The organism is Thermotomaculum hydrothermale, from assembly GCF_016592575.1.
Classification (GTDB): domain Bacteria; phylum Acidobacteriota; class Holophagae; order Thermotomaculales; family Thermotomaculaceae; genus Thermotomaculum; species Thermotomaculum hydrothermale.
The window spans coordinates 2,142,476-2,154,983 of the sequence record NZ_AP017470.1; the positions used below are offsets into that span (position 1 = coordinate 2,142,476).

Below are 12,508 nucleotides of genomic sequence, written 5' to 3' on the forward strand. Positions count from 1 at the left end.
TCTCCTCATAAAGAACATTTGTTCATAACTAATATAGCAGAATATTTTTAATTTTAAAGCTATTCGTACTCCATTATCTCAATTTCTCCATTTAATGCTTTTATACTTCCCTCTGCAAGGGCTAACAATTCGTCTTCCCCAGGGAATACAACAATCTTTGCTAAGGACTCAACCCTTTCCTTTATCCAGGAGACAAGCATTTCAGAGTGTGCAAGCCCCCCTGTTATTATAATTGCATCTGTTTCGCAACTTAAAGCAACATGGTATGCACCAATCTCTTTTGCAACCTGATAGGCCATTGCCCTGTAAACTGTTTCTGCTTTTTTATCCCCCTGTTTTATCATTTCTTCTATTTTTATTGCGTCGCTTGTTTTTAAATATGCAACAAGCCCCCCTTTTCCAACTGCTTTTCTTTTCATTGTTTCAGGCTCATACTTACCTGAGTAGCAAAGTTCAATAAGTTTTAAGGTTGGAACTCCCCCGCTTCTCTCAGGGGAAAATGGACCGTCCCCAGATAAACCGTCGTTAACATCAATAACCCTGCCCTTTCTATGGGCGCCAATAGTAATCCCGCCTCCTAAATGGGCTACAACAAGGTTTAATTCATTGTATTTTTTGCCGATAGAATCTGCATACCTCCTTGCAACAGCCTTTTGGTTTAATGCGTGAAACACTGATTTTCTTGGATTTTCAGGCATTCCAGAGTAACGGGCTTCCTCTATCATTTCATCAACAACAGGCGGGTCAACAATAAATGCTGGTTTATCCCCCGCTTCCTTTGCCAATTCATCTGCTAAAATTGCCCCTAAATTTGATGCATGCTCTCCAAATTTTGCGTATTTTAAATGCCTTTTCATTAATGTGTTAACCCTGTAAACCCCGCCGGGGATTGGTTTTAACAGCCCACCCCTCCCTGCAAATGCATCAATCTCTTTTAATTCAATTCCGTTTGTGTTTAAAAAATCCATTATTGCCTTTTTCCTGAATGGGAATTGCTCGTAAACAGAGTTAAATTGTAATAATTCATTGCTGTCGTGTTTTAGGTTTTCAACCTTAATCGGGTTTGAACCTTCAAACAATCCTACCTTTGTTGAGGTTGAGCCAGGGTTTATTGTTAATATTTTGTATGTCATTTTTTTCCTCTATGAGTTTACCACTGCAAAAACTATTGAATACAACTTTGTCTCAGCGCTATCCGCTCTTGAGGTTAGTACAACCGGTGCCTTTGCCCCTGCAATCAATGCGGCTGCTTTTGCCTTTACAAAGTAGGTTAATGATTTGTAAAGTGCATTTCCACTCATAATTTCAGGGCAGATAATTATATCAGCATCCCCTGCAACCTCTGATTTAATTCCTTTGTGTTCGGCAGCCTCTTTTGAGATTATGTTGTCAAGGGCAAGTGGGCCGTCTGCAACTATATCTCCCAATTGTCCCCTTTTTGCCATCATTGTTAGCATTGCTGCGTCTTCTGAAGCCTGAACCCCTGGTTTTACCTTTTCGTTATGAGTTAAAAAAGCTACTTTAGGTTTTTCTTCCACTATGTTTTTCATAAAATTAACAGCATTTTTTGTTATGTGAATCTTCTGGTTTATATCAGGAGCTATGTTCATTGCCGCATCTGTTATAAGAAGAAGTTTATGGTAGGTGGGTATTTCAAACAGTGCAATATGGGAGAGGATTGAATCTGTTCTCAACCCCCACTCTTTGTTTAAAATTGCTTTTAAAAATGTATCAGTTGGAATAAGCCCCTTCATTACCACATCTGCCATTTTCTTGGAAACAAGGGAAATCCCGTTTTTTGCAGATTCTTCAGGTGAATGTGTATTGAGTATTTCCACCTGTGAAACAGGAATATCTAATTCTTTAAGGGATTTTTCTATTTTTTCCTTCTCTCCAACTAAAATAGGCTCTATTATTTCCAATCCCAAAGCCTCTTTTATTGCTTCAAGTACAGGGAGATCATGGCCTTCAACAACGACTATCTTCTTTTTTTGCGCACCTTTAGCCTTTTCTATCAGGTTTGAAAGCTTTTTCATTTTAACTCCTTATAAAACCTTATTTTTCCAATTGCTTAATCTTTTCTTCAACAACCTTTCTCAATTTTTCAACTAAATTCTGTCCGTTGTTGAGTAATGAATCGCACTTCTTTTTCATTTCATTTACAAATTCTTTGTCTTCTATTCCAGGGAGGTTTATAAGCACATTTAATATAGCCCCTCTAAGCCCTGCATAGGCAACCTCTCCTCCAACCCCTGCGTCAGTTACAGAGTTTATGTTTCCATTTTCTGCAACCTTGATTGCAACTTCAATTGCCTTTAATGAGTTTTCTGCGGTTTTTAAGGGAACGGAGATTGCCTTCTTCAACCCTTCAAGCATTGCCTTTTCCCTTGCTTTTTTCTCTTCCTCTGTGTTTTTAGGCATCTTTAATGCAACAAAGTATTCGTTAAATGCGTCGGTATCGTCGTCTATTCCCCTAACCAGTTCATCTTTAATCTTCTGTGCCTCTTCCCCTATTTCAGCCATTAAATCTTTTACCTTTAAGTACTTTTTCTTTGAGATGGTTAACCCTGCAACCATTGAGGATAATGCCGCTCCGAGTGCAGATGCTAAGGCAGAAACAGAACCGCCTCCAGGGGCAGGGGTTGCCCTTGAAACCTCGTCTATTAAATCTTTAACACTCATATTTATAAGTTTTCTGTCGTCAAGTGATGGATAGCCTAAAACCTTTTCCTTAATATCAAATTTAGAAACATCGTTTAGCCCCATTGAGTAAACTGCTGTTTTTAAAACATCGTCCAATGGAACACCTGCTGATTTACCCTGTTTTTTTAGATAGTAAACGCCAGCCTGATACAGTGCTTCAAAAGGAATAAGGCCAACAACCTCGCTTCCGGTAACGGTTAAGCCCCTCTCTGCGGCAAGCTTTCTTACCTCTTCAAGAACAATGTGAGGGGGGGTTACCTTGTAATTTGTCAGGTTTATTGATATTTGCGCCCTTTTGTATTCGTCAACATACCAGCCGATTGCCTTGCAGAATTTAAATTTTCCAGCCTTAATTGAAGGCTTGCCAACAAGGTTTGTATAATCTATTCCATGCTCTTTATAGATTGCCTTTAAATCGTAATTGTGCTCTTTTTCGCAGTGTTCAAACAATTCTTCCTGTGTCTTTGCGACAAAATCGCAGTTTCCGCAATAGAATTCTCCCTCTTTGTGTTTAACTATATTTCCATAGGTATAAAAGGGTTTAATATTACCTGTCCTCTTAGGCCTTCCCTTTTCCCTTATTTCAAGTGCAATATCTGTTGCATAGAGTTTTTCCCTTGTGTTTAAGGTTATGTTATATGCAATTAAAAATTCTCTAACGCCAATAACTGTTGCCCCTGATTTAGGGTTAAATTCCGCAGGGCCGTAATCTGGTTTCCACTCTGGGTCTTTTAGTTTTTCAGCAAGCCCTTCGTATTCACCCTTTCTTATGTTTGCAAGGTTTTTCCTCTCTGGCTTTTGGGCTGCGTATTCGTAAAGGTAAACAGGGATTTTTAACTCCTCTCCAACCCTCTTTGCAAGTTTATGGGCAAGTTCAACACACTCTTCAACAGTTATATTGTTAACAGGGACAAAAGGACAAACATCTGTTGCCCCCATTCTCGGGTGCTCTCCGTGATGTTTTGACATATCAATCAATTCGGAGGCTTTCTTTATTCCCCTGAAAGCACCTTCAACCACAGCATCAGGCTCTCCAATAAAGGTTACAACAGTTCTGTTTGTGTCGTATCCCGGGTCAACATCAAGAACTTCAACCCCCTCTGCAGACTTAATTGCATCAACTATTGCATTTATAACCTTTTTGTTTCTTCCTTCGGAAAAATTTGGGACACATTCAACCAATTTTTTTGCCATTTATCTCCTCCGAAATATTTTTCTATAAAACCATTTCAGGGACAATAATCCCGTCGGTATAAACATAGCAAATAATCAATTTTTTGTCACCTTTTGGCAGGGAAAAGTCTAAAAATAGCCTGTTTTTTTGCGGAAAAATTAAACCTCTTTGACCTCTATTACCTTATCAGGGTTTTCAAGCACTGTTTTAACAATTTCAAGCCATTGATTCTGGTAATTTTCAAACTCTTTGTCGGAAGGGGAGATTGAAAGCATTTTGCCCAAAACATTTCCGGGGGATACGAGTTTTTGAGGAAAGTAAAAAACATCCACAGATTTATTATTATCAATTCTTGTAAACCTTGCGAAAGATTGAATTCCTGTATTGAAAAACATTAGGTTTGTCCTTGAAAATTTGCCGTTAAGCCCTTTAAACCCCTGATTAGAGGTTGCCCCTGTAATGTGGGTAATGACAGACGCAATAACCCCCTGAGTTCCCTCATCAATTGCCTGAGGAAGTTCAACCTTAATCTTTCCCCTTTCAGGCAATCCATTCTTATACAATGCCTTTAATCCGTAAACTGTTGCAAGGTATGCTCCGGCAACTGTTACGCAGCCGTGCCCTGTTGCCTTCACAATGTCTGTAAATCCGTATTCAATGATGCCATCTTTAAAACTTCCTAAAAATTCAGCAAGCGGGTCGTAAAGCGTAATTTTCTCAACTCTATCAAAAAATTCCGGGTATTCCATAAATCACTTCCTTTTAATATAATCGATTAAATTAAATTTAATCATTCTAATTATAACTTTTTTTTAAAGATTAAACTTGAGATAGGTCAAGAAAGTAAAAATGTTGAGGCAAGTTTCTTATTTTTAGAGAAAAATTTTTGGTATAAACAGAAATTTTTACTCTCTTTTGATTTTTATGATTGTTTTGGCGAGGGAAGAGGAGGAGTCAACGGCGACTATTTTTAATCTGTCGGTTTTGGGGGTTATGAAGATTTTTTCTTCTGATTTTGTCTGGCCTATGAATTTGTCGTTAACAAACCAGTAAATTGTGCCGTCTTTTGTTGAGGTTGTTGCCTGGAGGGGTATTGTTTTTGAAAAGTTTACTCCCTTTGGTATTACTATGGTTGTGTCAGGGGTGGGGGATACAATTCTAACACTTCCCTTTGGAGATGAAATCCCGCAATTTTTCGGATATTGTGGCATAAATCCCCTGTGCATTATGAGAGAGACTAATGGGGGAAATACGAGTATTGTTTTTTCTTCCAACTCCCCTTCTTTGTAACTTTTTTCAGGGCAGGCAAGCTTTCCTGTTTTCTTTTCAAGGAGTACTTTTTTGTGAAATTTGCAAAGATAGTATGGGTTTACTCCTTTTACAGTTAGTACTCTTTTTGTTTCAGGGCAGTTCCCGTTTGGCCTGAAGCCTGAAAATTTGCATACTTCAACCTCTTCAGTGTCTGCAATTCCCTTCCATTCCCAGTTAAGTTTTTCATTTGTTTTGTCTATTGCTTTTATTATGTCAAACATTACAGGGGATGCGAGGTTTGAACCAACAATTCCGCTTGCCCCCTTTCCGTCAAAGTTTCCAACCCATACCCCAACTGTGTACCTGTTTTTAAAGCCTAAACTCCAGGCATCCCTTCTTCCCCATGATGTGCCTGTTTTCCAGTAAATATCACCTTCAGGGAATACGAAGTTTTTTAATTCAGGTGCATCAGGCCTTCCCCTCTTTTTTAAAGCCTTTAAGGTTAGATAGCATGCCCCATACCTTAAAAGTGGTTTTCCTTTTTTAGCTTTTTCATCTTTTAGTATGCTCCAGGGTATAAATATTCCCCTCCTTGCAAGGGCTGAGTACAGGTTTGTAAGGTCTATTAGCCTTGTTTCCATTCCCCCTGTTATTATGGCAAGGCCGTATTGGTCTTTGTCTAACAGCCCCTTTACACCACCTTTATATAGAAGGTTTACGAATTCTTCGTAACCTGTTCTCCTTAATAGAATTGCAAACGGCATGTTTAAAGAGAATGAAAGGGCATCTTCAGCCTTTATTAATCCGTGCCATTTGCCTGAAAAGTTTTTTGGGGAAAAGCCGTTGAGGTTGTATGGTGCGTCTTCAATTAAACTTTCAGTGGTAATTACTCCCTTTTGCAGTGCAAGTGCGTATAAAAATGGCTTTAGTGCTGAACCGGGGGAGCGGTATGCTGTAAATCCAATTACCTGGCCGGAGTTTTTTTTGTCAAAGTAGTTTAATGAACCGATTGCAGCAACAACTTTTGAGTTTCTGTTGTCAATTACAATTACGCTTGAGTTTGTTGCACCGTTTAAAAGAAAGTGGTATTTATAGGTTTTCAGTATTCTTTCACACTTTTTTTGAATGTTAAAGTCTATGCTTAAAACAATCTCTTTTTTTTCAGGATAGAGTTTTTTTGCATAGTCGCATATATGGGGTGCAAAGAATGGGAATTTTCTCTTTTTTTCAGGGGCAGGTATTTCAAAAGCCTTTTTGTATTCTTTTTTGGTTATCAGTTTGTGTTTAAGCATTCTTTTTAATACCTTGTCCCTTGCGTCTTTTCTCTGCTTTCTCCCCGGCATTCTTAAACTGGGAGATTGGGGAAGGCTGACTAAAAATGCAATTTCTCCAGGCAAAAGTTTTTCAGGGAGTTTGCCAAAGTAACTTAATGATGCTGCCCCCACTCCCTCAATGTTTCCCCCGTAAGGTGCAAGGTTTAGGTATAGTTCAAGTGTTTTTTTCTTTCCAAGCCTTAAGGTAAATTGAATTGCCCTGAAAATTTCAATTAGTTTTGAAGGTATTGTCCTCGGTTTTGGTTCTGCAATCCTTGCAAGTTGCATTGGTATTGTTGATGCACCGGATATGATTTTCCTGTTTTTTAAGTCAATGTATGCCGCTTTTAAAATTGATACAGGGTTAAATCCAGGGTGGTAATAGTAAAACCTGTCTTCGTAAACTATTGTTGTTTTTATTAAAAGAGGGTCAATTTTATCCAATGGGACGAATATCCTTCTCATTCCGTCTTTTGAGAGGTACACTCTCAACACTTTGCCGTTTCTGTCTTTAATTACTGTTGAATATTGAGGCGCAGTAATCTTTTCAGGCAGAGGAATAAGGTAAATTAGTGCAAAAAAAAGAACAAGGGGATATAAAAATCCCCTTAAAATTCTTGATTTTAAAACTTTTTTAAGTTTAAAAGCCATTTGCCTTTTTTACAATAACCTTTTGAGGTTTGCTCTTTCCGTTAACGAAAGGCTTGTACATTACACTTGCAGACGCTGGGGCAAGGTAAAATTCTCCCGGTGTTACCGCTCTAACTATAAGGTAAAGGGTTTGTGAGTTTTTTTCAATTGAAGAGAATACAATAATCTTTTCGTCCCTTATATCAATGTAATCAGGGCTAAATTCTGAGTAAGCCCATTCAGGAAGGTTTGCTGAGGTTAGCCTTGGGTTTTCAGGCTCCAATCCACCTGCAAGGGGTATTTCAATTGCGCAGTTTGGATAGTATTTGCTGCTGGTAAATGTTACTTTCAATATGCCAAGGTCTCCCTGTTTTAAACTGTTGATTTTATTCCCTGTTTTGTAATCTAAAAGTTCTTCGCTTATTGTAACTCCGTTTGAGACAGCATTTTGCTTGATGTTTTTCCTGTATCCATTGTGCACAATTTCAACATAGAATGGGGTTTTGTTGCAGGAAACAACGATATCATTTTTATCAGGCAGATTGTATGCCCTGAATTTGTAAATCCCCTTTTCAAATTTGCCCTTTATGCTCTTCCCGTCTATTTTAAGCACTGCGTTAAAGGATATGTTTTCAACATTTTTCTCAACAAAGTTTCCAATTGCAAACATTGACCAGGCAATTTCCTGTGTTGTGTAATAGTAAAGCATTTCCCTCTTTGACAGGTCTTCTGCAAGGTTTTGTATTAACTTTGCAATTACATTTTTGTCGTAATTAATCTCTTCCCCAACATAGATTCTTACTGCCTCTCCTTTAAGGGGGGTGTAAAAGTCGTCATATAGCCTCTCTTTTTGGTCAGGCTGTAAATATAAGTCTTTTTGATAAAGGAGGTTTGCAAAATCACTGTTGCCGCAATTGTAAAAGGTTGCCGCATACCACATTGTGGTTGGGAAATCTAATTTTTCGTTTGTTACAATGTTTTCTAATTGCTGGAGTAAGGACGGGTTTTTCTGCAACCTTCCGGTTTTTGAAAGGACATAATAGCCTAACGGCGGTATTGAATCAAGGCTTTGAATGTAATTTAATGCAGCGTCTATTGAGGATTGAGGCACTGAAAAGCCAGAGTTTTTTGCTTCAAGTAAAACAAGGGTTGCGTAAGCGGTTGCCCATCTTTCAGGTTCTGAACCCCCTGGCCAGTATGAGAATCCACCTGAAAATGTTTGCATTGAAAGGATTTGTCCTATTCCGTTTTGCACATACTCCCTGTACTTTTCAAGGGTGATTTTTTCGTCAATAAACGGCAGAAGTTTTTTCAGTTTTATCATTGCAAATGTTTTTGTTGACACCTGCTCAATGCAGCCGTAAGGATATCCTAAAAGCATTTTTGTCATGTACAATTTGCTTAATCCTGGGATTGTTGAAACATAGATTTCTCCCTCATAGCCCAATCCAACATAGTTTTCAAAGTATGGTTTTATATTCTGTTTGTTTGTGTTAACAGTTAGGGTTTTTGTTTCAACTGTTTTTGCAGTTGCAGGGAATAGGGGTATTTTGAAGTCTTCTGAGTACTGCTTTTTATTTTCTGCAAATACAGATATTGATATTTTAAAACTGCCTAACTTTTCTCCCGCAATTAGCGGTATAAAGATTGTCTTTTTCCCCTGCGGAGAGAGGGTAAATTCTTTGCTGAATTCAGGGATGTTGGCATTTGTTATCTTTGCCTTTAACTTTCCCTTAATAATGCTGTCTTTTGTGTTTATAAGGGTTACAGGGATTTGGAATTTATCCCCCTGTGTTAAGAACCTTGGAATTGTGGGGGTTGCAATTATGTCTGATTTTACAGTAACATACTTTGATATTCCCCCTAACTTTTCCTTTGAAACAGCGGCAACCATAACCCTTAATTTTCCATTGTACTGTGGGATTTTTACTTTGTACTTCAGGTTTCCGTTGCTGTCTGATTTAAGTTTTCCACTCCATATTGACACAATCTTTGTAAATTGCGGCTGTGCAAAGCCCTTCTTTTGAGGTGCACCTTCGCCACCGCCTGTTGCAAGGTATTTTTTTATTAGCCAGCCGAAACCGTCTGCACTGTCAAGGCCTAATGCAATAGGCCTCATTACCCCATCAAATGGATTTGGGGATTTAAAGTTTGTAATTTGAAGCACACCCTCATCAACGATGGCAATTGTTGCTTCAAATTGAGCGTCTCCCTTTAAGTTAATTGTCATGTAATTTCCAGGTTTAAGTGTTTTAGGCGTATCTATTTTTAAGTCTAATTTAAATTTTTTCGGAGTAATCTTTACCCTTTTTACCCCATAAGCCCTTTCAACAAGGTAATTGTCTCCTGTATGAACAAGCAATGCGCTGACATAAACGCAGGGGTAACCTTCTGGGATTTTAAATTCATAGGTTGATACCTTGCCCTTTGCCTCTTGCCATTTGTATTCAATTATATTGTCTGCTTCAACTGTCCAGAGTATTTTTCCCTCAAATGGAATGGCTGTTTTTATAGTGGCTTTCTCACCGTAATCGTATTGTTTTTTGTCAGGCTGAATAATAAGTGTTTCAGGGGTTTCAGCCTGTTCATTTCCCCACCATCCCCAGCCGCTTACAAATAACTGGGCAAAGTTTTCACTTCCCCTCACCTCAATTACAATGTCGTCGTAAGATGTTTGAGGGGTATAGGTTATTTCAAATTTACCGTTTTTTGCTGTTAATTCTTTCTCTTTTGTTAGAGGGATTAATGTTGAGTTTTTTCTCCATGAGAATGAATCATAATAGTAATAACTGTAATTGTATGCAACCCTGTAAATTGTATATTTGAGTTTTTCGTCTTTTGTTAGGGTTTTACCGTTTTTTGAAACAATAACACCTTTAATTTTTAGAGGCACTCCAGAGGTTACCTTTGATGCGGTGCAGTTTAACCCAATGTAATAGTTTTTCGGATAGACAACTTTATTGAAAACCTTTTTTGTTACCCTTCCGCTTCCTGCTTCGCTAACCTCTAAATAGGCTTTAATGTTTACAGGGTTGTGAAAATCAGGTAAAGGTTTAATTTGTACTTTGATATTTGCCTTACCGTTTTTGTCAACCTTTATAGGAGATATGGTTTTATTAACCTTTGATTTTTGGTAATAGTATGGCAGAGGTCCAAATGAATAATTCCGGTACCCTTCCGGGGAAAATGGTATTTCTTCAATGGAAATTTCCCCCTTTAAGGTTTCTCCGCTTGCAGGTGCACCAAAGAGGTAAAATGCTTCTGTCTCAATTGTAAAAGGTTGTTTAAGGTTTATCTTTTCAGGGAATTTTGCCTTTATGGTCATTCTTTCAGGGGCAAAAGCCTCTATAAATGCAAAGGCAGAGTAAACCTCTTTGTCTGCAACAAAAAGGCTAAATCTGTATTTCCCTGTTGAAAAGGATGGGGAGGTTTTAAACTCAAACTCGCTAAACCCGTTTTCATCTGTAACAGAGTTTAATTCTTTAACCTTCTTTCCCTCAGGGTTTGTTATTACAACTTTAACAGGTATTGAGAGGGGGTTATAGGTTTTATTTTTTCTTATGATTACTCCAAAGTGTACCTTTTCCCCCGGCCTGTACAAATCCCTTTCAAAGTAAAGGTATCCGATGTAATCCCTTAAAGATGTATCCCCTTTAATATCAAAGTTTGAAGTGGGAAGCATTGAGTCCCCTAATTTCAAGTAATTCCAATCATTTTCCGTTTGTGCCGTAATAAGGTAACTTGATTTATCTCCTCCAACATTTATTGATGCAAATCCTTTTGAATCTGTAACTGCTCTTCCCTTTTCAATGTTTGCATTGTCAAATACTATGATTTTTGCGTTTTTAACTGGAGATGCATCATTGGAGTTTACAACAAACACATTTACATACTTTTCGTTCCACTTTGCAATAATTGTTATGTTTGAGATTGTGAATTTTGTTTTATCCCTGTAATACCTGTCTGTTTCATTTGAATAGGATTTTGCCTTTAAAACATAGATTCCCTTTTCAACCTTGGGAATGAATTTTTTTAAGTCTATGAAGTATAGCCCGCTTGAGTTTACCGGGATTTTAATTTTGTAATCTGATTTAATTAACTTTCCAAAATAATCAACATCCCAGTAAGATGCACCTGTGTAAGAGTACCATGTTGTTATATTTTTAGGTGGGATAAGGTAAAGATCGCATTTAACCTCTTTAAGCCTTTTAGCAACGAGGGGGAATTTCCATGCTCCCTTTGTACCAAAATACCTTCCCTTGTATAAAAACATCAATTTTGGTTTGTGGTTGGGGATTGAGACAGTTGTCCTATAATCATTTTTTAAAGTTTCTCCGTTTGTCCCGGTTAACCCTGAAAAAAGTATAACTGTGTAATTTTCCCCCGGCTTAAACTTTCCTGTAATGCTTAAATTTCCCTTTGTAGGATATGCGGAAAATTCAATTTCAGGGGATATGGTAATTAAGTTTTTAATAAACTCCTTTTTTAAGGTTACAGGCTTGTTTTTTAAGGTTACCAATCTAAAATTAATTGAATACATATCTCCAAGGTCGTTAACCCTTACCTTCTTTATAAAGATGGGGAGAGAGGGGAATCCTGCGGAAAATTTTATAGTGTAATCTCTTGATGTTTTAAAACCATCAAGGGATTTAATTCCCTGTTTAAATAAAATAGTGTATACTCCTGCTTTCTTGATATTAAAAGTTAAAATCAAAGTATCCTTGTTTGTTTCTCCATATTTGGTAAGGTAATTAACGGAATAAATTTCACAATTAGTACCGTTTTTGTCTCTTATTTTAATAAAGTTTTGGATATCTGAAATGTTTACAGAAAAGTTAAACCTTACCTTTATCTTTCCCTTCCCATTTTTAGCACTTAAAGCGGTTACTGAAAGAGGTTTTAAAGCCGGTGTTTTAAAAGAGAATTTTTGAGATTTAAACTTAAGATTCAACTTTCTTTTTAAGGGGATTTTTTTTACAAAAACTGTGTACTCTGTGTCTGGAGAGGGTTTTGAAAGTAATTTTAAATAGAATGTGTTTGAGTTAAGCCATTTTCCTTCTGTTTTTAAAGAGGGTTTTATCTCTATGAAATTACTAATCTCTCTTTTGTCTATAATTACACCAGAGGTTCCAAATATAGGCTCTGAAAAGTAAATTGTTAGATTTTCAGGGAAGTAATCTAAATCTCCATAAGGCTCAAGTTTGGCTTTCACATTTATTGCTTTGCTTTTTAAATTTTTAGGTTTTTTATAAGTTTGTGGTTTTTTCCTTTCCGGTAATAAGATTTTTACCCCTGCTATAATAACCACAATTAAAACAATCCAGATAAAAAGTTTTTTCTTCATTAAAAACCCCCGAAAATTTATGTTAATTAAATTATATCCTAATGAATATAAGATTTTTTAAGTTTTTTCTATTTGTTTAGACGAAAGGAAATA

Annotated in this window: 6 protein-coding genes; all 6 read right to left on the reverse strand. The window is 37.2% G+C overall.

What is annotated here, in order from left to right; all coding sequences use genetic code 11:
- Window positions 1-59: 59 nt before the first annotated feature.
- The 6 genes from buk to TTHT_RS10015 all read right to left on the reverse strand — a co-directional run bounded on the left by buk (window position 60) and on the right by TTHT_RS10015 (window position 12,415).
- Complete coding sequence (buk, locus tag TTHT_RS09990) at window positions 60-1,133, reverse strand: butyrate kinase (protein ID WP_201327837.1); 1,074 nt, start codon at window positions 1,131-1,133, stop codon at window positions 60-62.
- Between the two features lie 9 nt (window positions 1,134-1,142).
- Window positions 1,143-2,036 carry a bifunctional enoyl-CoA hydratase/phosphate acetyltransferase gene (locus TTHT_RS09995; RefSeq protein WP_201327838.1) on the reverse strand — a complete coding sequence of 298 codons (894 nt, stop codon included), beginning with the start codon at window positions 2,034-2,036 and terminating at the stop codon, window positions 1,143-1,145.
- Window positions 2,037-2,055: 19 nt separating this feature from the next.
- Window positions 2,056-3,897: a glutamate formimidoyltransferase gene (gene ftcD / locus TTHT_RS10000; protein ID WP_201327839.1), complete on the reverse strand. Its 1,842-nt coding sequence runs from the start codon at window positions 3,895-3,897 to the stop codon at window positions 2,056-2,058.
- Window positions 3,898-4,035: 138 nt separating this feature from the next.
- On the reverse strand, window positions 4,036-4,626 hold the full coding sequence (locus tag TTHT_RS10005) for a hypothetical protein (RefSeq protein ID WP_201327840.1): 591 nt from the start codon (window positions 4,624-4,626) through the stop codon (window positions 4,036-4,038).
- Between the two features lie 156 nt (window positions 4,627-4,782).
- Window positions 4,783-7,092 (reverse strand): penicillin-binding protein 1C, encoded by a 2,310-nt coding sequence (gene pbpC / locus TTHT_RS10010; RefSeq protein WP_201327841.1) that lies wholly within the window; start codon window positions 7,090-7,092, stop codon window positions 4,783-4,785.
- Complete coding sequence (locus TTHT_RS10015) at window positions 7,082-12,415, reverse strand: alpha-2-macroglobulin family protein (RefSeq protein WP_201327842.1); 5,334 nt, start codon at window positions 12,413-12,415, stop codon at window positions 7,082-7,084. The genes pbpC and TTHT_RS10015 overlap by 11 nt, the downstream gene beginning before the upstream one ends.
- Between the last annotated feature and the right edge of the window lie 93 nt (window positions 12,416-12,508).

Excerpts from the sequence above, each read along its gene's own strand:
- TTHT_RS10015 (WP_201327842.1), bottom strand. The coding sequence starts at position 12,415 with ATGAAGAAAAAACTTTTTATCTGGATTGTTTTAATTGTGGTTATTATA.
- TTHT_RS09995 (WP_201327838.1), bottom strand. The coding sequence starts at position 2,036 with ATGAAAAAGCTTTCAAACCTGATAGAAAAGGCTAAAGGTGCGCAAAAA.
- pbpC (WP_201327841.1), bottom strand. The coding sequence starts at position 7,092 with ATGGCTTTTAAACTTAAAAAAGTTTTAAAATCAAGAATTTTAAGGGGA.
- ftcD (WP_201327839.1), bottom strand. The coding sequence starts at position 3,897 with ATGGCAAAAAAATTGGTTGAATGTGTCCCAAATTTTTCCGAAGGAAGA.
- buk (WP_201327837.1), bottom strand. The coding sequence starts at position 1,133 with ATGACATACAAAATATTAACAATAAACCCTGGCTCAACCTCAACAAAG.
- TTHT_RS10005 (WP_201327840.1), bottom strand. The coding sequence starts at position 4,626 with ATGGAATACCCGGAATTTTTTGATAGAGTTGAGAAAATTACGCTTTAC.